General features: G+C 46.1%; 22 protein-coding genes, 1 pseudogene and 1 riboswitch. Of the genes and pseudogenes, 18 read left to right on the top strand and 5 right to left on the bottom strand.

Features of this window, described 5'->3' with window-relative positions; genetic code table 11:
- The first annotated feature begins 41 nt into the window (after nt 1-41).
- Entirely contained in the window at nt 42-332 is a 291-nt protein-coding gene (locus tag FHS16_RS15775; RefSeq protein WP_183564164.1) for a hypothetical protein, read from the top strand.
- Between the two features lie 258 nt (nt 333-590).
- Nucleotides 591-979: pseudogene (locus tag FHS16_RS15770) on the top strand (VOC family protein).
- 78 nt (nt 980-1,057) lie between these two features.
- Here FHS16_RS15770 and msrC read toward each other — a convergent pair.
- The gene (msrC, locus tag FHS16_RS15765) at nt 1,058-1,537 is read right to left on the bottom strand and encodes a free L-methionine (R)-S-oxide reductase MsrC (protein ID WP_183564161.1); all 480 of its coding nucleotides are present in this window, start codon (nt 1,535-1,537) and stop codon (nt 1,058-1,060) included.
- Between the two features lie 108 nt (nt 1,538-1,645).
- Nucleotides 1,646-2,071, bottom strand: coding sequence for a MarR family winged helix-turn-helix transcriptional regulator (locus FHS16_RS15760; RefSeq protein ID WP_183564256.1), 426 nt, complete (start codon nt 2,069-2,071; stop codon nt 1,646-1,648).
- A 268-nt stretch (nt 2,072-2,339) separates the two neighbouring features.
- Between FHS16_RS15760 and uvrA the strand changes: the two genes are divergently transcribed.
- Both uvrA and FHS16_RS15750 read left to right on the top strand, forming a co-directional pair.
- Entirely contained in the window at nt 2,340-4,844 is a 2,505-nt protein-coding gene (uvrA, locus tag FHS16_RS15755) for an excinuclease ABC subunit UvrA (protein WP_183564158.1), read from the top strand.
- Between the two features lie 116 nt (nt 4,845-4,960).
- On the top strand, nt 4,961-6,487 hold the full coding sequence (locus tag FHS16_RS15750; protein ID WP_183564155.1) for an MDR family MFS transporter: 1,527 nt from the start codon (nt 4,961-4,963) through the stop codon (nt 6,485-6,487).
- Between the two features lie 106 nt (nt 6,488-6,593).
- On the opposite strand, the gene FHS16_RS15745 is transcribed toward FHS16_RS15750, so the two are convergent.
- On the bottom strand, nt 6,594-7,679 hold the full coding sequence (locus FHS16_RS15745) for a GIY-YIG nuclease family protein (RefSeq protein WP_183564152.1): 1,086 nt from the start codon (nt 7,677-7,679) through the stop codon (nt 6,594-6,596).
- 213 nt (nt 7,680-7,892) lie between these two features.
- Between FHS16_RS15745 and FHS16_RS15740 the strand changes: the two genes are divergently transcribed.
- Both FHS16_RS15740 and kimA read left to right on the top strand, forming a co-directional pair.
- Nucleotides 7,893-8,318 carry a hypothetical protein gene (locus FHS16_RS15740; RefSeq protein WP_183564149.1) on the top strand — a complete coding sequence of 142 codons (426 nt, stop codon included), beginning with the start codon at nt 7,893-7,895 and terminating at the stop codon, nt 8,316-8,318.
- 294 nt (nt 8,319-8,612) lie between these two features.
- Nucleotides 8,613-8,772, top strand: a riboswitch (cyclic di-AMP (ydaO/yuaA leader).
- A 129-nt stretch (nt 8,773-8,901) separates the two neighbouring features.
- On the top strand, nt 8,902-10,719 hold the full coding sequence (gene kimA / locus FHS16_RS15735; RefSeq protein WP_183564146.1) for a potassium transporter KimA: 1,818 nt from the start codon (nt 8,902-8,904) through the stop codon (nt 10,717-10,719).
- A gap of 49 nt (nt 10,720-10,768) precedes the next feature.
- Here kimA and FHS16_RS15730 read toward each other — a convergent pair whose 3' ends face one another.
- Nucleotides 10,769-10,984: an alpha/beta-type small acid-soluble spore protein gene (locus tag FHS16_RS15730; protein WP_138752092.1), complete on the bottom strand. Its 216-nt coding sequence runs from the start codon at nt 10,982-10,984 to the stop codon at nt 10,769-10,771.
- A gap of 112 nt (nt 10,985-11,096) precedes the next feature.
- On the opposite strand from FHS16_RS15730, the gene FHS16_RS15725 reads away from it, so the two are divergent.
- The 7 genes from FHS16_RS15725 (at nt 11,097) to FHS16_RS15695 (ending at nt 16,187) form a co-directional block, all read left to right on the top strand.
- Entirely contained in the window at nt 11,097-11,633 is a 537-nt protein-coding gene (locus FHS16_RS15725) for a GNAT family N-acetyltransferase (RefSeq protein ID WP_183564143.1), read from the top strand.
- Between the two features lie 126 nt (nt 11,634-11,759).
- Nucleotides 11,760-12,482 carry an MORN repeat-containing protein gene (locus tag FHS16_RS15720; RefSeq protein ID WP_246431768.1) on the top strand — a complete coding sequence of 241 codons (723 nt, stop codon included), beginning with the start codon at nt 11,760-11,762 and terminating at the stop codon, nt 12,480-12,482.
- Nucleotides 12,483-12,643: 161 nt separating this feature from the next.
- The gene (locus FHS16_RS15715) at nt 12,644-12,895 is read left to right on the top strand and encodes a hypothetical protein (RefSeq protein ID WP_183564138.1); all 252 of its coding nucleotides are present in this window, start codon (nt 12,644-12,646) and stop codon (nt 12,893-12,895) included.
- A gap of 206 nt (nt 12,896-13,101) precedes the next feature.
- On the top strand, nt 13,102-13,719 hold the full coding sequence (locus FHS16_RS15710; RefSeq protein ID WP_183564135.1) for a cyclase family protein: 618 nt from the start codon (nt 13,102-13,104) through the stop codon (nt 13,717-13,719).
- Between the two features lie 75 nt (nt 13,720-13,794).
- Nucleotides 13,795-14,484: a metal-dependent hydrolase gene (locus tag FHS16_RS15705; protein ID WP_183564132.1), complete on the top strand. Its 690-nt coding sequence runs from the start codon at nt 13,795-13,797 to the stop codon at nt 14,482-14,484.
- 36 nt (nt 14,485-14,520) lie between these two features.
- Nucleotides 14,521-15,672, top strand: a complete 1,152-nt coding sequence (locus tag FHS16_RS15700; RefSeq protein WP_246431767.1) for a TolB family protein — start codon at nt 14,521-14,523, stop codon at nt 15,670-15,672.
- A 254-nt stretch (nt 15,673-15,926) separates the two neighbouring features.
- Entirely contained in the window at nt 15,927-16,187 is a 261-nt protein-coding gene (locus FHS16_RS15695; protein ID WP_183564129.1) for a hypothetical protein, read from the top strand.
- 157 nt (nt 16,188-16,344) lie between these two features.
- On the opposite strand, the gene FHS16_RS15690 is transcribed toward FHS16_RS15695, so the two are convergent.
- Nucleotides 16,345-16,620, bottom strand: coding sequence for a hypothetical protein (locus FHS16_RS15690; RefSeq protein ID WP_183564126.1), 276 nt, complete (start codon nt 16,618-16,620; stop codon nt 16,345-16,347).
- Between the two features lie 234 nt (nt 16,621-16,854).
- Here FHS16_RS15690 and FHS16_RS15685 point away from each other — a divergent pair, with 234 nt between their 5' ends.
- The 5 genes from FHS16_RS15685 to FHS16_RS15665 all read left to right on the top strand — a co-directional run bounded on the left by FHS16_RS15685 (nt 16,855) and on the right by FHS16_RS15665 (nt 22,864).
- The gene (locus FHS16_RS15685; protein ID WP_183564123.1) at nt 16,855-18,633 is read left to right on the top strand and encodes a sensor histidine kinase; all 1,779 of its coding nucleotides are present in this window, start codon (nt 16,855-16,857) and stop codon (nt 18,631-18,633) included.
- Entirely contained in the window at nt 18,626-19,708 is a 1,083-nt protein-coding gene (locus FHS16_RS15680; RefSeq protein ID WP_183564120.1) for a response regulator, read from the top strand. The genes FHS16_RS15685 and FHS16_RS15680 overlap by 8 nt, the downstream gene beginning before the upstream one ends.
- 111 nt (nt 19,709-19,819) lie before the next feature.
- Entirely contained in the window at nt 19,820-21,091 is a 1,272-nt protein-coding gene (locus tag FHS16_RS15675; RefSeq protein WP_183564116.1) for an ABC transporter substrate-binding protein, read from the top strand.
- A 31-nt stretch (nt 21,092-21,122) separates the two neighbouring features.
- Nucleotides 21,123-22,010: a carbohydrate ABC transporter permease gene (locus FHS16_RS15670; RefSeq protein WP_183564113.1), complete on the top strand. Its 888-nt coding sequence runs from the start codon at nt 21,123-21,125 to the stop codon at nt 22,008-22,010.
- Nucleotides 22,007-22,864 (top strand): carbohydrate ABC transporter permease, encoded by an 858-nt coding sequence (locus tag FHS16_RS15665; RefSeq protein ID WP_246431766.1) that lies wholly within the window; start codon nt 22,007-22,009, stop codon nt 22,862-22,864. Before FHS16_RS15670 ends, FHS16_RS15665 begins: the two co-directional genes overlap by 4 nt.
- The last annotated feature ends 8 nt before the right edge of the window (nt 22,865-22,872 follow it).

Raw genomic sequence — 22,872 nt, 5'->3', positions numbered from 1 at the left:
TACAATAAGGTGTATTCCAAATCAGGAAGGGGATAATTATTGTGAACCGTAATTATTACAATAATATGGGAAATGTAGGCGGCGCGAACGAAGCTGAATTTTGTCCCGATTGTCCGACGCAGACGATTTATGATCCTCCTATTACGCAATACGAAAACTATTACCATCCACAGCTTGTAAATGTCATTCAAAATATCGAAACGGTGAAACAGCATCATTGCTGCCCAGTCTATCAGCATCAATACACGCATACGGAGAAAAACGTTATGGTTTCAAGCGTGAAAAAAAAGAAACGCGCTAAAATTTCTTCCAAAAAACGCTCGAATAAATAGTCTTTCCAATCGAGTACGGACCCGTAAGAAAGGATGCTTCGGAATGAAGCGGACAACTTACGGGTCTTAAGCTTGCCAGCACGTATTTATTTATGAATTTACGGTGCAACGTCATGGATCGACGGCTAACAGCGCGCAGATTCATGGAAGTTTCATTAAATGGGGGCGTAAGATCATGTATAATTTTGAATGTCAACTTAGCGATACTTGTCCATCAGTGAAGGAAAACATTCCAAACGGATGAATGGAGACGAGCAAATGATAACTAAAGTTGGTCAGATTATGTTATATGTAAATAATCAAGATGAGTCATTGAAATTTTGGACAGAGAAATTAGGGTTCAGCTTCGTTTCAGAAGAAAATAACGAGTTCATCAGATGGATTGAAATTGCGCCAACAAATGACGCAGCAACAAGCATTATTCTCCACAATAAAGAATTGATAGCTAAAATGCAGCCAGAATTAAATCTCCTAACACCGTCTTTATTGTTTTTCTCGGACAACCTTGATGAATGGTAATGGTATAAAGATTTTCGGAAAAAGAGATTACGGTCGGCGAGCTCGTACATATGCCTATAGGAAGAGCAGTTAACTTTGCTGATAATGAAGGCAATTATTTTGCCGTCCTGGAAAAAAGAAAAAGCTAGAAATACATATCAAAAACAGGCTGCCGGATATATAATCGGCAGCCTGTTCTGTTTCACTGTAGGACAATAGACAATAAGCTATAAGTGCGTGCTCAATTGATTGACGAACAATTCTAAGTAGTGCTGGTCCACCTCGTCAAACCGGTCCAATATCGGACTGTCAATATCCAGAACGCCAAATAACTCGCCACCGACTATAATGGGTACGACAATCTCCGATTGCGATGCGGAGTCACAGGCAATGTGCCCGGGGAATAAATGAACATTCCCGACTCTGACAGTAGTTTTATCGCTTGCAGCTTTTCCGCAAACGCCTTTCGATAACGGAATGCGAATACAGGCAGGCAATCCTTGGAAGGGGCCAAGAACGAGTTCTCCATCGCGATAAAGATAGAAGCCTACCCAATTGATTTGATCCAAAAATTGATTTAGCAATGCTGATGTATTGGACAGGTTCGCGATGATATCGGATTCCCCCGTTAGCAGAGCGTCCATTTGCTGAATGACTGATTCGTAATTTTGCTCTCTTGTGCCGTTAATCGGTTTGGATTCAAACATATACATACTCCTTCGCTCAAGTTCTAAGATGAAAGACGTTACCCCGAGGTCAAATGACGAGAGGGAGGAGCGTCTTTTTTTGGATGTTTACATCGTACCGGAAAAAAGCTAGCTCCGTGGTTTGCTATTGAGTTGTTGGATTTGTTCTTCCAGAACCTCGCTTGCTCTGCCTAAAAACGTCGTAATGAGCTCCAGCTGTTCATCCGTGTATAAGGCTGCCAGCTTCACCATAGAAGCATGCAGCGGCATATAGGTGTTTGTTATTTCTTCTTTTTGCTCATAAATAGGGACGATAATGACTTTGCGACGATCACTCGGATCGTTTTGTCTGCGAACAAAGCCATTTTTCTCAAGTCGGTCAATTAAAGAGGTGACGCTGCCTGTTGTAAGACCGGTAAGCTTCGATAATTCACCAGCGGTAATGGGTCCTTTTTCACGGAGAATATCAATGGACAAAAAATCATTATTATACAAGCCGATAGAAGCGGCAACGCTTTGCTGGTAAAGCACGGTCCGGCTTCCCAGGCTGCGCATGCCGAGCGTGAAATTTTCTTGAAGCGCTGTTGGTTGATGCTGTTGCTTGCTTGACAAACGGCAACCCTCCTTTTAAGATAAAAGTATCTTGATTGTCGAGATACTTTTAATATCAAGATACTTGATAGATGCGTGCAATATTCATTTATTTTAACGAAAATAGAACTTTTTTGCAAAAGGAAACAGGCACAAAGCTTTGCAAAAACACCAATTGTTTGCATGATTTCTTTTACCGAATGGATGAATGGGCAATGAGAGGGGATTTTTTGTGAAAGAATCAATCCGTATTAAAGGCGCGAGGGAAAATAATTTGAAGAATGTGTCGCTATCCATTCCGAAGTATAAGCTCGTCGTCCTAACTGGACCGTCAGGCTCAGGCAAATCGACGTTGGCTATGGATACGCTCCAAAGGGAATGCCATAGACAGTTTATGGAATCGATGGGCATGTCTTCGGATTCCATTCGAAAGCCAAAAGTAGAGTCCATCGAAGGGTTGTCCCCGTCGATCAGCGTTGGACAGCATGTGACGAACCGCAATCCCCGATCTACGGTAGGGACGGTGACTGATATCTATACGTACGTTCGTTTTATTTTTTCCAGATTGGGCGTGCGCAAATGTCCGTCCTGCAGCGGCAGCATCTCGCCTGTTTTTGAGCAGACTGGCGTGCTGGCGGAGGATGATGAGGATATGCACCATCAGGCGGTGAACTGCCCGCATTGCAAGGAAGAGCTGGAGCTTCTCGGCATGTCGCATTTTTCTTTCAATAAACCGGAAGGAGCTTGCGAAGCGTGCAGCGGCCTTGGGCATGTGGCAAGCATCAATGAATCAGCGGTATTTAATCCAGACCTTAGCTTGCGCGATGGAGGAGTTGCTTCGCTAAACGGCGTGCACCGCGACATTCAAATCCGGATTCTAGTTGCGGCAGGAAAGCATTACGGATGCGGGTTTGACCCAGACCAGCCCCTGAAGGAATACAGCGAAGTTCAGCGAGATATGCTCTATTACGGCGTTGAAAGCGAGGCATTCAAAGCGCATTACCCAGATGTAAAGCCCGTCCAAGGAACAAAGTTCGAAGGCGTTATTCCCGGTTTATGGCGACGCTATAAGGAGAAGGAAGGGGAGGCTGGCTCATTCGAGAAAGATGGCGGCTTCTTTCATGAGCAGCTTTGCCCAGCATGCCTTGGTGCGCGATTAAAGAAAGAGAGCCGTCTCGTACAGGTGGCAGGTGCATCGATTACAGACGTATCGGAATGGTCGCTCGGTGCTGTGCATGAATGGGCAATGGGGCTGGAAGCAGCCATTCCTCCAGAGGGCTTGCATGTGCTTGAACCGATTCTTAATGATATGCCAATACGGCTCAAACGGCTCATAGACGTCGGACTTAGCTATCTGAGCTTGAATCGGCAAGCGGTAACGCTGTCTGGGGGAGAAGCGCAAAGGCTTCGGCTTGCTTCGCTGCTCGGCTCAGGCTTGACCGGCGTATTGTATATTTTGGATGAGCCCACTACCGGACTTCATCCGCGGGACACGGCAGGTCTTATTCAGGTACTGCAGCAGCTGCGCGATTTAGGCAATACCGTCCTCGTTATCGAGCATGATTTCGCAATGATGCGAGCTGCCGACCATATTATCGATATTGGGCCGGGAGCAGGTATTAACGGCGGAGCTGTCGTTGGCGAAGGCAGATTGGAGGATTTGCTGTTAAGCGAGTGTTCGGTTACGGGGGCGTTCTTAAGAAAAGAAAAAACGCCGGCACCGCTTCGCATTCGAAGGAAGGGGAATGGGCAGCACATTACCATCCGTGGAGCAAATGTGCGCAATGTAACGATTCCTGAAGTTTCATTTCCGCTTGGATCATTCGTTTCCGTAACGGGAGTATCAGGATCTGGCAAATCCACCTTCGTGTTCGATATTGTTGCAAAAGGAGACCCTAGCAGATCCGATCAGCCGGGCTGCGCAGCAATAAATGGTTTGGAGCACATCGGCAATATCGTGATTTTTGATCAGGCCCCAATGGGGAGAATGCAGCGCTCGAACGTTGCAACATACACGGATGTTTTTACGCATCTTCGCCAGTTGTTTGCCAGCTTGCCGGAGTCTAAGCAGAGAAAGCTGACCTCAAAGCATTTTTCATTCAATACGCCTGGCGGGCGATGCGAGACCTGTCAAGGATTAGGGGTCCTAACCGTTGATATGAATTTTTTGCCTGACTTAGAGGTGAAATGCCATGATTGCAAGGGTAAAAGATTTACAGAAGAGGTTCTGCAGATTAAATACGATGGCTTCTCTATTTCGGACCTATTGAATCTATCCGTGCAGGAAAGCTTACCAATTCTGACATCGGATAAGAAGCTGGCAAGCCTCATTGCGATGTTATGCGAAGTAGGGCTTGGATATCTGAAATGGGGGCAATCGGTCAAAACCTTATCTGGAGGCGAGGGACAGCGGATTAGACTCGCGAAAGAATTGAATAAAAATTCCAAGCTCCATACTCTTTATTTGCTGGACGAACCGTCAACTGGGCTCCACCCATCAGACATCAAACAGCTGCAATCGCTGCTTGATAAGCTAGTCGACTCGGGAAACACGGTGGTCGTTGTCGAGCATAGCTTGGAAATAATTCGGGAGTCTGACTGGGTCATAGATATCGGACCTGAAGGAGGAGCGGCTGGCGGGAGACTAATGGCTGCAGGAACACCTGAGCAAGTCGCAGAGGTGCCCGACTCGTATACAGGCGTGTTCTTAAAGCGAATATTGGCGGAAGGTCTTTAGTCGTCGCTGATGAAATGAAATGTTTGCAGCATAGGATCGGAGTAGGGCAGAGCAGGTATGAAGTGGCGTCCTAATCCGGGTAAAGCAAGGCAATGGAACGGCGAAGGAGAATCAGGATGATTGCAAAAAGAAATAATGTCAGCGTGATTATAGCAGCGCTGCTGTTAGCAACGCTTATGGCATCGATGGACAATACGATATTAGCAACAGCAATGGGTACAATCGTAGGGGATTTAGGCGAATTCGATAAACTGATGTGGGTGACCTCAGCATATATGATCGCAGAGATGGCAGGCATGCCGATATTCGGTAAACTATCGGATATGTACGGACGTAAGCGATTTTTTATTTTCGGTATCCTCGTATTTATGATCGGCTCTGCATTGTGCGGCACGGCGGATTCAATCGTACAGCTGAGCATTTATCGGGTGATACAGGGGATTGGCGGGGGAGCTCTCGTGCCGATCGCATTTACGATAATGTTCGATGTTGTGGCGCCGGAGAAACGAGGCAAGATTGGTGGATTATTCGGTGCCGCGTACGGGATCTCCAGCATTTTCGGACCGCTTATTGGCGCTTATATGGCGGATTATGTCCATTGGTCATGGATATTTTATATTAACTTGCCTGTAGGTATTATTGCATTCCTTTTGATTGCTGTTTTCTATAAGGAATCGGTGAAGCATGCCAAGCAACAGATTGATTATCTTGGCGCGTTTGCGCTTGTTGCTTCCATTCTTTGCTTGATGTTCGCGCTTGAGCTTGGCGGCAAGGAATATGCTTGGGACTCTGCGCAGATTATAGGTTTGTTCTTCGCTTTTGCGGTTCTAATTATTAGTTTTGTTTTTATCGAACGCCATGCGAAAGAACCGATCATCACCTTCAGCATGTTTAGAAACCGTCTGTATTCAACGAGCAATATGATGGCTATATTCAGCGGCGCTGCTTTTATAACGGCTTCTGTCTACATTCCAATCTATATTCAAGGGGTTCTTGGCGGTTCACCAACGAATTCTGGCCTTGTTCTGCTTCCAATGATGGTTGGTTCTGTTATAACGGCGGCGGGAGGTGGTATCCTGCTTTCCAAATTTACTTACCGCTCCATTATGATATCGACGTTAGTGCTGCTTGTTGCTGGAATTGCATGGCTTACCGCGCTGACCCCGAATTCTTCGCGGTTTATGGTTACTGTGTTTATGTTCTTGGTCGGGCTCGGGATAGGTTCTTCCTTCTCGGTGCTAAGCAATGCGGCAATTCACGGATTTGCGGCAAGGCAGCGCGGCTCGGCAAGCTCGACGCTTAGCTTTACTCGGGAGCTCGGCATGACACTTGGCATTACGGTGTTCGGTATTATCCAAAGCCATATTTTCATGAAACAGTTGGCTTCTAAATTCAGCAGCGAAGGAACGACAGGAGGAGTTATTGATTTAAGTGATCCGAGCAAAATCTTGACTCCAGAAACACGGGACAATATGCCAGCGCCTGTACTAGATCAAATAACAGGGGCATTGTCTTTATCGCTCACTCAAACGTTCGCTTGGGCCATTATACCTTCCCTTATCGCACTCATAGCAGCTTTCGCCATGAGCAAAGAAAAGTTTGATCCAGCAAGCGAGCTTGAAGAATATTCAGGATCGCATTAACTCATAATCTAGTTATGGCAGGCTCAGAAGGATTTGTCTATTCTCGGTGCAGGAAAAAAACCAACAGAGCAGGTAGCTCAGGCGAATGAATGAGATTCTAAGCAGACTACTTACTTGTCGGTGACAAATGTTCGATGCGATATTCGTAGTTATGCTTGCACAGCTGCAGCAGATCATGCTTTAATCCTCGTTTGGGCTCGGTGAGGAGGAGCGGGGCTCGGCGTTTGGTTTTGAAAAACTGTTGAACCTTCCTTCGGTCGGTTAGCCTGTTCACGATCAGCTCATCTGGCATTTCATTCGCGTATCTAGTCATTAGAAACTGGTCACAGGCATCTTCGGAGCATGATTCAAGCTTGTACAGCTGGAAATCGGTTAGCATGCCTGCCTGCACCTTCGCGACCATCGCGTGCAAGGACCCGAAGTAAACAACATCCTGATCAATGAACGCTTCTCGATCAACGATTTGCTTATCAGAAGCTTGCTCCAAATTTCTTATGCTGACGAGCATTTGCTGCGCTTTCTCAAATTCCATTTGAGAGGCATAGTCGTCCATTTTTTGATATAGCGTTTGAATTAACGCCTTGCCGCGATGAGCAAGCAGCGCCGAGGCTTGATCGACATTGCTCAGATACTCCTGTTTTGAAATTTTCTCCTCGCATACGCCGCTGCATTTTCCGATATGATAGAGCAAGCAGACTTTTTTGGGCATCGTTTTGCAGGTGCGGAGGCCGTAGTGCTCGGTTACAAATTCAAGCAGCGCATCCCGGAATCTCGCGTTTTTGAATGGTCCTAGTCGTTGCGGAGTTGTAAGCTCACAGGGATGTGCATTGCCGGTACGGTTCCGGTAATAGACGTCCAGCCTTGGAAGCGGTTCAGCCGTAAGCTGCAAGTAGGCGTATCCGCTGTTATCTTTTTTCAATGCTCTATTGAATGAAGGCTTATGCTTTTTAATTAAATTATTTTCAAGCAATAGGCTCTCCGCCTCATTATTGACAAGAACAACTTCGATTGATGCAATCTCCTGCACAAGCTGGATGATTTTTTTATGGGTTTGCTTTTTTGAAAAATAAGAGCGAAGCCGGCTTCTTAGGTTTTTGGATTTGCCGATATAGATAATCCGGCCATCGTTATTTTTCATGAGATAGCAGCCAGGGCTCGAAGGATAATCGGCAGCTTTGAAAGGGAATGACATACAGTATCCTCCTCCTTTTGGATTCTCTTCCGGCAGTATTCGACATCCATGCCGCGTGTTCCTTGTTTTTGAGAGAGTCGTCATTTGAAAGGAATAACCATGATTACTCATAATCATAAGAGTATGTTAGAAACATGATAGAGTCCGTAGACCTATGCCAATTGTCGTGATAGAATATATTGGAATAATAGAGATAATAAAGGGGATTTCAACATGAAGAAACCAATTATCGCGGTATTCATCAGCATCATTCTTCTCTTAACTTTATCAACACAGCCGTTGTTTGCAGCCGCCAAGACGATCAAGATAAAGGTCACATTTGTAAGCGCTGAGCTTATCGAGAAAAACAGTGTCGGAAATGAATGGTGGAGCGGCGCAACGATAAACGGGAAAGAAGTGAAGGAGGGCGCGACGATAGTCCTCAATCTTAAAGCGTCCGATCTCATTAAGCTGCGGGCAGAGGCACAGGAGCAGGATAAATATCCAGACGACGGTGCAACGGATGCAAGTGTTAAAGTATCGGCAATTGGTGCAAAAGCGGTGACTAAGACGCTGGAAGTTTCGGTTACAGAAAACCGCGGAAGATATTCCGGGAACGTTGCGAAGTGGGAGTTTCATTTTAAAATTCAAAAAGGGTAATGGAGAAAGCAGCCTCGATGGCTGCTTTTTTTTGTAGTGCTCTAAAAGGCAGCCGATTTGTCAATATGCAATCGTTCCATTAGCTCCGTAAAGTATAACTTACACCGCTTGAATGATGTATAGTGAAGATAACAAGAGCATAAACGTGATATGGAAAGGTTCATCACGATGTAAGCGGTTAAATGAATGCGCGATGTTCCAATTCAAAATAATTCAGCCATTTATGCTCGTTTACAATGGCTTTGCAGAGGAGTAAGATTCAGAGCGTGATCATTGCAAACGATTGATTGCTATAATCCTTAATCGCTGAATTCTGACAAAGAATCGGGGGAACCAAAGAGCGGGATCCAAGTGGTCCGTGCTCAGGGGTGAATCGGTTGGAGTTTTTCAACCGTAGGGCGACTTTTGCGCCCGAATCCGTCAGCTAACCTCGTAAGCGTCCAAGAGAGGAACTTAACGCCAGCCATCCAACTTTTTTTTGGAAAGCTGCGGGAGAGTCCTTACTTTCCTGCGGCTTTTTTTTGTTGCCGTTAAACAAGGAAGCAAGTTATCAACACCTATGGTTAAGGAATGGGGAGTCAACATGGTTAGCAGGTTTAAACGGATTCTGATCGGGCGTCCGATGAAAAGCTCGGAGATCGAAGGGGAAAAGCTTAGCAAGCTGAAAGCGCTCGCGGTCCTTTCTTCCGATGCGCTATCATCTGTTGCATATGGAACAGAGCAAATACTGCTCGTATTGATGGTTGCCGGACTCGCGGCGGTGTGGTATTCGATTCCCATATCAATAGCTGTATTAGGACTATTGCTGGTGCTTATTTTATCGTATCGGCAAACGATATTCTCCTACCCAGCCGGCGGAGGGGCATATATCGTAGCAAAGGATAATCTCGGCGTTTCTACAGGCTTGCTGGCAGGGGGCTCGCTCCTCGTAGATTATATCCTGACGGTTGCGGTTAGCACGTCTGCGGGAACGGACGCGATCACTTCTGCTTTTCCATCGCTGCATGATCACCGGGTTTCCATCGCATTAGTCATGATTGTTATACTGACGATCATTAATCTCAGGGGAATTACAGAGTCTGCATCCGTACTAGCCATGCCGGTGTACCTGTTTGTTATTGCCATCTTTATTCTTATCATTTCAGGTGTTGTTAAGTTTATGGCAGGCGGCGCGCATGCGGCAGTCCCGGAGCTTGGCACAACGGTATCGAACATAAGCTTGTTTTTGCTACTAAAGGCTTTCAGCTCAGGCTGTTCTGCATTAACAGGCGTGGAAGCTATGTCTAACGCGATACCGAATTTCAAACAGCCTGCCGAACGCAATGCAGCAAAGACGCTGATCATGATGGGAACGATTCTAGGTGCGATGTTTATCGGCATTAGCTTGCTGGCCTATTGGTACGGCATAATGCCAAATGAGAAAGAAACTGTTGTATCGCAAATCGCGAACGCAACATTCGGAAGAGGCGTTGTCTACTATATCATTCAGGGAGTAACCGCACTCATTCTATTTTTGGCTGCGAATACGGCCTATGCTGCTTTCCCGCTGCTTGCTTTCATGCTGGCGAAAGATAAATACATGCCAAATATGTTTATGGCACGCGGCGACCGGCTTGGGTTCTCGAACGGCATCATTATATTGGGCGTGTTATCAGCAATGCTTGTTATTGCCTTCCATGGCAACACAGAAAATTTAATCCCATTATACGCGGTTGGTGTATTTATTCCTTTCACGCTTTCTCAGCTTGGAATGATGGTGCGTTGGTTTAAGCTGAAACCTTCTGGCTGGAAGACGCGTCTTATCATAAACACGATCGGTATGCTCACCACGCTTGCGATTACGCTTATTTTCATATTTACGAAGTTCAGCCATGTATGGATGGTCTTTATTTTCCTTCCACTGGTCATCATGTTGTTTTATGGCATTCATCGTCATTATATGAATATGGCGAATGAACTGCGGATCAACTTGACCGAAGATAAGCCTGTTATCAAAGGGAGCACGATTGTTGTGCCAATCGCTGGTATCACTCGCGTCGTTAATCATTCACTTAGTTATGCGAAGTCATTGACGGACAACGTAGTCGCTGTCTATGTCGGGTTCGACGACGAGGATATTGAGCGGATGGATAAAAAGTGGGAGGAGTGGAATCCTGGAGTGCGGCTCATCGTACTCCGTTCGAGCTATCGGAGCATCATTCGACCGCTCATGAGGTTTATTGATACGATTGAGTGGAAAACTTCCGAAACGGATCATATTACGGTTCTTATCCCGCAGTTTATTACAAAGCATTGGTGGCACTACTTCTTGCACAATCAAACGAGCTTGATGCTGCGTGCCTATCTGTACGCGCAGAAGGATGTTGTTATCGCAACGGTACCTTACCATTTAAGGAAGTAGGCGCAGAAGAAAAGCCCTCCAGAGTTCGGAGGGCTTTTCGAAGGCTGCTTTAGAAGTTGCGTTGGCCAAGTTGCTGCTCCGCAATTTGAACAAGTTTTTTTGTAATATAACCACCGATTGAACCTGCATCGCGTGTGGACAGATTGCCATTGTAACCATCTTGTGAGAAGGCTACGCCAAGTTGTTGTGCGGCTTCTGTTTTCAATTGCTCAATCGCGCCTCTTGCTTGCGGTACAACCAATGTATTCGAATTTCTTCTGCTCATTTCAATCACTCCTTCATGGGATGTGAGGTTATTATGTGTGAGTTTTGTAAATCTATACAGAAAAGAGGACAGAATTTTCAAAATAATTTAGAACATGGAGGAGATCGAATGAATGAACAATAATCGCGTGTATATTCGGCTAATGGCTGACAAGGATTCGGAACAATTACATGCAATAAGACAGCGGAACTATTATTTTTTTAAGCCTTTCGAGCCGATCCGGCCGGATGAATATTTCACGCTGGAAGAGCAGCGGCGGATTATCCAAGCAGGCATCAAGGGAGCAGAAGAAGACCGTAATTATGTGTTTGGTGTATTTGAAAAACAATCAGAATCGTTAATGGGGAGAATCGAGCTTTCCGGCGTTGTCCGCGGACCCTTTCAGAATGCCAGTCTAGGTTTTTTCATGGATGAGGTACATAACGGAAAGGGATATATGACCGAAGCAATTGGATTAGTGCTTGAGTATGCATTCTCGGAAGTAGGCCTTCACCGTATTCAAGCAGGCGTAATGCCGCGAAATCTGGCGTCTGTTCGCGTTCTGGAGAAAGCTGGTTTCCGGTATGAAGGGCTGGCCAAACGCTACTTAAAGATCAACGGCGAATGGGAAGACCACGCATTGTATGCCATAACAACGGAGGATGTATGACTGATGACGCATAAACAAATGAAATAAAACCCTAAATATGTTTAAAACCTGTTTCGAAATCGCATACCGTGTTTATTATCCTAATAGAATGATACTATATAACTAGATAAGGGGAAGTGATGGTCAATGAAAAAAACGGTCATGATGTTGTTCAGCTTTGCATTGGTATTTGTGTTAACGGCAGGTGGAGGTGCTGCAAAAGTTGAAGCTGGCGCCAAAAAAGAGTTTTTGCAAATTTCCAAATACGAAAATTATTACGGTCAATTAAAAGATGGGAAACCGCACGGTAAAGGTACAATGTCATGGTATTCCACGAAATCGTATTCCGGTGATTGGGTTAACGGCAAACGTACCGGCACGGGTACGTACGTGAACAAGTACAAGGAAGACAGCAAAGATTTTGTCATTACATACAGCGGCGAATGGAAAAACGATATTAAGGTTGGAAATGGTTCGTTAAATACGAAAATTACTAATATTAATGGCGTGGTTGACTATCACAAAATCCAGTTCGGTACATTTGCCAATGATATTTTTGCTGCTGGCTACTCCGTTGCACATACGAAGGCGAATCCCGTTTACAGCTACAACTACAAAGATGCTAAGATGAACCTGCAAATTACAGGCACGAACGTTAATATGAAGGACGCTTGGAAAACGGGGAAATTCCCTCTGATTCAGTACAAAAAAGGCAATGTTATAAAGCATTACTCCGTTGCTTTTAACGAAAACCCTTCATTAATTAAGTCGAACAAAGCAACGCTTGTGTACCTGAAAAATCTTCAATCGCAGATCAATCCGCACTTAGTGAAGTTTGAAGCTTTGTCTAAGCGTGTTCCTTTAGCTTAACGGCTCGAAAAACGGCAAGCTTGGATATTCCAATGCTTGCCGTTTTTTCTTTCCCGACGCTGCCTGGTACCATAGAAATATGGTACTAGGTGAGCGCTACCGTCTTGTGTATAGTTGAGTTAATGAGACGACTATAGGCTGCAAGGAAGGGATTGGATACGATGACAAGAAGCGTGATCATGCAGAGGGCTGCGATATTGAAGCAGCATGAACACTATGCCTATCAAGCCGCATATTACTTGCTCGAAGACGAGGATCTCGCCTCTCAGGCCGCGTCCTGCGCGCTGGCAGAACTCCTTAATGATGAAGCGTTTTTCACACACGGGTGCGAGCATCGCAAGCAGCTAATGAAACGCAAGATAATCCAAACCTCACTTTCCACTAAAGCATCCATATTGCGGCAAGCGCTCTAAAGGCTAAGAAAGCATCTCCGCAGTATATCTGCTGAACTCCTCAATTGCCTCCCATCCGCATCTCTAGCATGTACAGGTAATGTCCGATTATCCTTGCGCCACTCCATGTTTTTCTATGATGTACAGATATGTTATAGTTTTCAAGTAAGATCGGAACGCAAAGAAAGCAATGATGAATGAGCAATGGAGAAAGGAGCTGCGGCAGTTTGGTTATTGATTTAACCCATACGGTGATGAGCGGTATGCCTGTATACCCTGGGGATGACGAAACGATCATTATCCATACACAGCAATTCGGCATAAACGGCTTCAACAATCATCAATTGTCCATCAACATGCATGCAGGCACCCATATCGATGGCCCTATGCACTTGCAGGATGTGCAGCAGTACATAAGTGACATTCCGATCACCACATTTGTTGGGGAAGGGATATTGATTGATACGAGTGGAACTAACCTTGTCGAGTACAAGGAAGAGTATGAAGCCCTCATTCAGGAGGGGCATATCGTGCTTGTGCATACAGGACATAGCAAGCTTTATGGCCAGACTGCCTATTTTGAGGACTATCCGACATTATCCTTAGCGTTTGTTGATCTGCTCATTCGCAAAAAAGTAAAAATGCTCGGATTGGATACGCCTTCACCAGACAAGTTTCCATACGAATGCCATCAAGCCTTGTTCAGCGGTCAAATACCAATCATCGAAAATCTAGCTCATGTAGACCGATTAATTGGCGTAACAGCCTTTGAGGTTATTGCGTTACCCCTGCGAATTCAAGCGGATTCTTCCGTAGCCCGCGTTATTGCAATCGTGCGGCTGTAAGTTTCAACTAAGACATATCAAATGATGCGTGTAAATATCGAATAGAAAATATAACTAGCGGAGGCTGAGTATACAATGGAATTGATTTATCATGGACATTCTTGTATTCAAATGGTTGATGGAGACAAATCACTTGTGATTGATCCCTTTCTGAGAGGCAATCCGCTTGCTGTGACCAAGCCAGAGGAGATCAAGACAGACGCTATACTTCTGACGCACGCACATATGGATCATATATTGGATGCAGATCTTATTGCCAAAAGCAATGATGTGCCAGTAGTTGCGATTGCCGAACTTGCAGCTTATATGTCCTGGAAAGGCGTAAAAACAATCGATATGAATATCGGCGGGACGGTAGATCTTGGATTTGCCAAGGCGAAAATGGTGCAAGCGTTTCATTCCTCCGGGATCGTGTTATCCGATGAGAAAACGATTATTTACGGAGGCATGCCTGCAGGCTATATCGTCAATATGGCAGGCTTAACTGTTCTGCACGCAGGTGATACCGCGCTATTCAGCGATATGAAAATGATCGGCGAAAGACATGCGATTGACATTGCATTTATACCTATTGGCGACCATTACACGATGGGAATCGAAGATGCGCTGCAGGCTGCTGAATGGTTTAATGCTAAGCTCGTCATCCCAATGCATTACAACACCTTCCCGGTTATCCGGCAAGAGGCAGAGCATTACGTACAGCTTCTAGAAAGTAAAGGAATAAAGGGATTGGTACTAAAGCCCGGTGAAACAGCAACGGTGTAAACTTGCACAGAGGATACTGGGCATAGGAGAGATCGTATGAATAAATATGTCGCGTATATCGTGACAAGTGTATTCTGTATCGTTATGCCGATTTTCTTTATCGCCTATATCTATTGGGACGTTAGTCAGCCTAAAACAGGTCCAGTCGGGAATGGCGTGCAAAAGCCAACCTTTTATCAGCTTGCACCTATATTTGGAACGATATTAATGGGACTTGGCAATCTTCCGGTAGCCATTATGCGTTATAACGAGAATAAAAAAAGAATAGAACAGGAACCGCATGATCTGGGCAGAGAGGAAGGTACTGGAATGGACAAGCAGGAAGCGGGGGTCAATTCATTGGAAAAGCAATCGATATACAGTGTATTGGAAATCGTCGATACGCAATCAGGCGAGCGTACAACGCTGGCAGAGTTCGATTATGTAATCGAAGCGCCGAATTGGACGGCGGATCATAAATATTTGATTTATAACAGCAAAGGCCAGCTGTATCGATTTGAGCTTGAGACGCTGGAGAGCACACGCATCGATTCGGGATATGCCATCCATTGCAATAATGATCATGTACTCTCTCCCGATGGAACGAAGCTGGCGATTAGCCATCATACGCAGGAGGACGGGCGTTCCCGCATTTATATCATTCCGATAGAAGGCGGTCATCCTGAATTGGTAACGGCACTTGCGCCTAGCTATCTGCATGGCTGGTCGCCAGATGGGATGACGCTGTCTTATTGTGCAGAACGCAGCGGTGATTATAATATCTATACGATTCCCGCTGCCGGAGGTACGGAGACACGGTTAACGGATACGCTTGGCCTTGATGACGGACCTGAATATTCGCCTGATGGACGCCATATATGGTTCAATTCTACAAGAACCGGCTTTATGCAGGTGTGGCGGATGAATACGGATGGCAGCGATCAGACGCAAATGACTTTCGATGAGAGCAACAATTGGTTCCCTCATGTTTCTCCTGACGGGCTTTCAGTCGCGTTTTTGACCTATCGGAAAGGGGATGTTGCACCGAATGACCATCCTGCAAACAAAGAGGTTGAAATCCGAATCATGTCGGTCAGCGGCGGTGAAGAGAGAACATTGGTGACGCTTTTTGGAGGCCAAGGGACCATTAATGTTAACTCATGGTCTCCGGACAGCCGATACATAGCCTTTGTCAGCTATCGGATTTAAATGCAGCAACCGTTTTGTCGAAAAAAATATGAAATACGGAATATCCGACAGATGTCCTCATCATCTACTGCCGAATTGAATCTATCGACTCAGAATAGTTTATTGAAGAAGCCTTTTCCATTACGCAATGTGCGTGAAGGAACGGGCTTTTTGTTGGTAAATAAGTGTGTTTCGACTTCGCGCTTCGACAACGTTTTGGCAGGGTCAGGGCTATACTAAACAGGTACTATTTCATTGACAGCGGAGGGTTGCTCATGATTAATTCAAATCTTAGAAAAAGAATTGTGTGGTTCATTAACAGCGAGATTGAGCGCGTATTAATGAATCTGAAAACGGGGGCAGTAAACAAAGAAAATGCTTTGGGCAGCTTTAACACCCTATATCAGATCGCCTCGTCGACGAGAGATGCGGACTCGATGGTTAGCTTGTGCGAAATAATCGAGAAGGTAAGAGATTCCAATCATCGAACGGGCTTATTTCATTTTACGGAATACCGCAAGGAATCGTATTATTGATTAATTTTCATAGGCAGTTTCAAAGAAAGAGACCGAATAGGTCTTTTTTTTTTGCTTTTTGCGTTATGTAAGAACAGATATGAATAGGCAAAAGCGGCAAATAAATGAGAGGCGCCTTCGAAAAGGCAACCTCTCTATTTGAACGTCCATGAATCCGTTATTTCATTTTTTTCTTTTTCGATTTGGAAATATAAGATTTACCGCTTCTATGACGTCTTTGGGAACGGTTAGAGTTGTTGCTGTTCTGTTCGGAAGCCACTTCATCCTGATAGCAGTACTGATAAAGATGCTTCTCGCAAGGTACGCAATGATGGCGATTTACGACGTTGATTTGGTGGACGACCTCTACGATTTGCGGGTGGAAAACGTCATTAACGACGGTGACAGGAGGATCGTACACCCGTACGGTTGGGCAAAAAGGTTGGCAAGACATTTTGTTCAGCTCCTCTTCTAATAGTCTTCTATACAATATGAAACTACCTTATATAATGCTTGTGCTAGAGCCTTGCGAGACATATGGCGAGTGAAGACCATTAGAGGGGATCAACAGTGTATATCAATAAAGTGCAATGCCGATCGCTAATAAAAGACAATGAAAGCAGGCGTTGATTTGGTACACTTATAGAGGTAAGACATGCGTACAGCTTGCAGCAAGGGGGAATAGAAAATGAAGCGAGCCAGCATACGTTATAGGCTTATGGTGTTGATGATATGCTTGACGACGCTGCCGGTGCTGACGGTCACGTGGATCGCGATGAACAATACCCGAAGCTCGGTGGAGAAAGAGATGCTTGAGGCTAACCGTTCACGAATGCTGTCTGCGGATCAATATTTGGATGAGGTCATTCGGCAGATTGGTGTATTATTTTATTCCCTGCAAGTCAATCAACCGCTGCTCGATGGCGTGAGTGATTTGGACGGACAAACCGGTTCCGAACAATTCCGCACGCAGAAATACATGCAGGACACATTAATCAAGGCTTATTACGCCAATTCCAAAAAAATCGACGAGCTGGCACTTTATTCGCACGAGAGTCAGAAGGTGTATTCCGTCAATAATGAGAGCAGCGGCCTTAGCTATTCACTTGATATTCGGACGGGTAGCTGGAGCAGGATGCTGAGCACGCCAATCAATATGTACTTCAAGGAATCTGGCAATGGCATATATGCATTCCACAGCATGAACCGATTCTCAGATCGCCAGTTGCTTGGAGGGCTGTCAGTCCGGATCAATGAGGAGGTATGGAAGAGTGTCGGAGCCATTCTTCAATCAGAAACGAATAGCTCGGTTTTCCTGGTCAATGACGAAGGGGAACAGCTCTCAGGAGCAGCTCCGCTGCACGGCATGCCATCCTTTACGGAGCTGATTGGCCTGGGAGGAAGGCAGAATAAGGAGTTGGAGATTCAAAAGACGGATAGCCATTATATCTTTATCAAACAAGTGGACGACGGAGAGCTTATCTTAATCAAAGCGCTGCCTATCACGGCCATTACTGAGAGCGCTAACAATACGGTTCGGGCGGGCATCGTTACAGGTTTGCTGTTCGCATTGGTTTCCATCATACTGTCGGTCATGGTTTCGCTTCGAATCACCAGGCCTATCGTTCGTTTGGCTAGAACGATGCGAATGGCGCACATCCAGCAGTTCGAGCTGACTTCTGTACAAAGCATCGATGAAATCGGGCTGCTTGAACGAGGCTACAATTCCATGATGCAGCGGATGAAGGAGCTTATTGATAATGAATACCGCAAAGAGATCGAAGTGAAGAATGCGCAGCTCATGGCGCTTCAAGCCCAGATTAATCCCCATTTCCTGAATAATACGTTGAATCTCATTGGCGGCATGGCGCTTGTAAAGGGAGCGCCCGAAATATACAAGCTGACGAATGTCATAGGCGACTTGCTCCGTTACGCCATAAGCTCCGGGAACGATGCTGCGGCACTGGATGATGAGCTGAAGCATATACGCAATTACTTGTTCATTCAAGAGCAGCGCTTCGCAGGGCGCTGCACCGTCAGCATGGAATATGAAGGTGCAGTGGCAGGCATACAGCTGCCGAGGTTTACTCTGCAGCCCATAGTGGAAAATGCGTTTGAGCATGGGCTTCAGCCTAAGGAGGGAAACTGGGAAATTCATATCCGCGTTAAAGTAAAGCCGGATGCTTGCATGATTATGATTAAGGATAATGGAGTAGGCATGGATAAGGTGCGACTAGGATTGCTTAGAGAAAGACTCCGCGAAAGTATTGCCATGAGGGAGGAGCCTCGAGAGGAATTCATAGGGAAACCTAGGAGCCGCAAGGGCATTGGTCTGATGAATGTCAACGCAAGGCTGAGGCTGCATTATGGTGAAGGCGCGAACCTGCGCATGTTCAGCCGCCTTCATGAAGGAACGATCATTGCGATCAAGCTGCCTGTGCAAAGGAGGGAGCATGCTCATGCATAAAGTGCTTATTATTGATGACGAGCCTTGGTCGCGGGAGGTAATAAAGGCTCTAGGTCAATGGGACGTTATGAATATGACGGTTGTAGGCGAGGCTGAGGATGGCAAATCGGGGCTGCGGTCTATTGAGGAGCTTGCTCCGCACATCGTTGTAACGGATATGAGAATGCCTGGTGTTGACGGAGTGGAGCTGCTGCAGCAAATGAACGAGCAATTCCCTCAGGTGAAAATTATCGTGATGAGCGGCTATGATGATTTTGCTTATATGAAGCAAGCTATTCGCTCACGGGCTGCCGAATATTTGCTCAAACCTGTCGATCCGGATGAGCTGATTGCCGCGCTGCGCAAATGCGCTGCTGAACTGGAAGCAGCATCTGGTACAGATGAACAGGCACGTACCATTCCTTTGCCGTTTCCAAGCAAGGCGCTGTCGGATCGCTATCTATCGCTGAAGCAGCGGACTCTAGCAGCGTTGTTTGAGCTGAACAAGCCGGCAGTACTGCAGAACCTCGGGAAATTGGAACAGTTGTTAGCAGAAACATTTCACGAGGGGCTTAGTCACAAGCAGCTTGAGCGACTCTATGAAGACTATGCAGCCTTGCTGGAGCAGTTTTTAGGGGAATACAACTTGGGTGAACAGATTGTAAGCCCTGATTCTATGCGGCTGCCTACGAACCTCAGCGATCGGATAGAAGTCATCGGATTCATATACAGCACGGCTATTGAACGAATCGAAGCGACTTTGAAAAAGAGAGGAAATCTCCTAATCGGAGAGGTGAAAGCCTATTTGGACAAACATTTTTTGGACCCGATCTCGCTTGAAAGCGTTGCCCAGCAATTTTATGTCAGCAAAGAACATCTAAGCAGATCCTTTAAAGCTGCACGAGATGAAACGATTACCGATTATATCATTGGCAAACGGATGGATCATGCAAGGAATCTCTTGCTGCTGCCGCATGTCTCGATTAAAGAAGCGGCGCTGCTTAGCGGATATACGGAGCTTCCGTATTTCCACCGGGTCTTCAAAAAGCATTTCGGCATGACACCGGGCGAGGTTAGGAACAGCAAACCGGAATAAAGCGCAATCAATATTATGCAATAAAAGCTGCTAATCGGCTGTAATGCTTCAATCCTCTCGCCTGCCTATACTGAAGAAGCAATTAACCGAATCAATTAGGGGGATTTGAGAATGAAGAAAAAGCTGGTTCTGGGATTGGCAACCGCTATTCTCGCGATGTCGCTTTCGGCATGCGGTTCGGAGGAAACGGACGACGGCAATAGCGGAGAAGCTGCACAGAAGGTTGAATTGAAGGTACAGATCGGTTCTCCGAGATTCAAGGATCAATTCGAGAAGTATTTCGAGCAGTTTAAGGCGAAGGAGCTGGCGGAGAAAAATATAGACGTCACCATTGATCTGGAGATGCCGAATCCTGATCAGGCGAAGCAAGTGCTGCAGGCAAGGTTAGCATCGAACGATGCGCCCGATATATTCGACGTTCATGCCAATGATCTGAACACGTATGACAAAGCGGGTTATTTAGAGGATTTAACCGGTCAGCCAGCTACCGAGACTTTGTATGAAACGGTGAAGAACACAGTCATGAATGAGGGGCGTATCATGGCGCTTCCGCTTGAGAGCTTGTCATGGGGCTATCTGTACAACAAAGAAATATTTAATGAGCTTGGTTTGACGCCTCCGCAAACGCTTGATGAGATGAAGGAAGTCGTAATGAAGCTGAACGAAGCCGATAAAAAGCCCTTCCTGCTCGCTTTTCAGGAGTCTTGGGTGCCGCAGCTGATGACGGCATTGACCTTGGGCGGACTCGTATCGTCAGAGCATCAGGATTGGATTGAGAAGATGAACAAAGGCGAAGCGTCTTATGCGGACGTATCGGATATTTTCAACATTATTGACCTTATTATGGAGAACGGTACGGCCAAGCCATTTGAAGTCGGCAACGAAGCAGGTTCAACCGAGTTCGCGAATGGAAAAGCAGCGATGTGGGTGCAGGGGCCATGGAACGCAGAAACGATTCTAAAGGTCAATCCTGATATGGAATTTGGCGTTGCCCCGCTGCCAGTCAGCAATAATGCTGCGGGAACAATGATCAATTTGTCCACCTCTACCACACTGGCCGTATCCAAAACGAGCAAAAACAAAGAAGTCGCGCTTGATCTGCTGAACTATTTCTATGATGCAAAAGATTCGTCCGCGTTGTTCCAAGAATTGAAATTCAATCCAGTATCCAGTGTGCACCAATATGAAGTTTTCCCTTGGGTTAACGAAGCGTCGGAATACGTAGCCAAAGGCAAAGCCTATCAAGATTTAAAGCTGCCTAACGGAGTAACGGATGAGCAAGCGAAGCTGCTGCAAAGCTATTTTGCCAAAGAAGTGAACAAGGAGCAGTTTATTAGCAGCATGGACAAAGCATGGGCTACCGCGATCAAAAGCGCGCAATAATGAAGGCCGCGGACCGATTGGAGTGACGAGGATGAGTACAATCAGGAAAAACAAACAAACGATCATTCTTCTAGCTTTCGTGCTTCCGGCTCTGCTGTTCTATGCGGTATTCACAATTGCTCCGGCTTTCGGCGGCGTGTGGTACAGCTTGACGAATTGGAACGGATTGAATCCCACCTACGAGATGGTGGGATTCGCCAATTATGCCGAAGCGCTGACGAATGATCCGAGCTTCATAAAGTCAGTAGGTTTCACGTTCAAGTACGTGATCTTTATGGTAATCCTGCAGAATGCGATCGCATTAACGCTAGCGGTATTCATCGAATCAAGAAAGCGGAGCAAGGTGCTGTTCCGGACTGTTTTTTTCATGCCTAACATGCTAAGTCTCATTATTGGCGGTTTTATGTGGGTGTTTATATTCACGAAGGTGCTTCCGATACTTGCTGAACAAACGGGTATACAGCAGCTGGATCAATCTTGGATTGGCGACCCCGCGTACTCCTTCTATGCGATTATTATTTTATCGCTATGGGGTGGTGTTGGTTATCAGATGGTTATTTATATAGCCGCGCTCCAAGGCGTTCCTGCTTCGCTGCGCGAGGCGGCTGCCATTGACGGGGCGAGCAGCCTGCAAGCCTTCCGCTACGTTACGCTGCCCATGATCTATCCGGCGATTACGATAGGCATTTTTCTGACACTGAGCTCCTCGTTTAAAGTGTTCGACGCCGTATTTGCGCTTACAGGCGGCGGCCCGGGCAGATCTACTCAGGTCATTGCCCTCAACATTGTCGATGAAGCATTCCGCTTCAACCAGAGATATGGCTATGCGAGCGCCAAAGCCATCATTTTATTCGTCATTGTATTGATTCTGACCATTATTCAGCTGTGGGTCATGAAGAAGCGGGAGGTGGAAGCATGAAGGCTCAGCGCAGGGTGATCCGTTCATCGATGGGAAGCGGCGCCGGCCATGCTTTTATCTTTCTCTTCCTTCTAGCAGCGGCCGTCATTACGTTATTCCCGATTTATATGGCCGTCTTGAATTCGTTGAAATCGGATGGTGAAATGCTGAATCAGGTGCTTGCATGGCCGTCATCCGTCACCTTCGCCAACTATGCGGATGCTTACGAGAAAATTGATTTCTTGCGCAGCTTCGTGAATACAGTGGTCGTGACGTTGATCGGCGTTACCGGCATTATCGTATTCGCCTCCATGGCAGGTTACAAAATGTCGCGAACGCCTGGCAAGCTCAGTCGTTTTCTATTCAGTCTGTTTGTATTATCCTCCCTGATTCCGTTTCATTCGATTCTCATTACGCTTGTGAAGATCGCCAAGGAGCTTAAGGTGCAAGGCACGACTTATGGACTCGGCTTCATCTACATCGGACTTGGCGTAGCGCTTGCGATTTTCCTGTACCATGGCTTCGTCAAATCGATTCCCAGGGATCTGGATGAAGCGGCTGTCATGGATGGCTGCGGAGAGCTGAGGCTGTACGCCACGATTATTTTCCCATTGCTGCTGCCTATCACGGCAACGGTTGCGATTCTAAATGCGCTGTGGATGTGGAATGACTTCCTGCTTCCGCTGCTGATGCTGACGAACTCGGACTATTATACCTTGCTGATTTCTACGAATATGCTGTTCGGCGAGTACAATAATGATTGGTCAGCGATCTTAGCTTCTTTGGTTCTAACCATGCTGCCGATTATGGCAGTCTATTTGGTGCTCCAGAAGTATATATTGAGCGGCATAGCGGAGGGTGCGATTAAAGGTTAACGCAGAAA

This window comes from Paenibacillus endophyticus (assembly GCF_014192395.1).
In the GTDB taxonomy this organism is placed as follows: domain Bacteria; phylum Bacillota; class Bacilli; order Paenibacillales; family Paenibacillaceae; genus Pristimantibacillus; species Pristimantibacillus endophyticus.
This window is presented reverse-complemented; position numbering and strand designations above follow the sequence as displayed.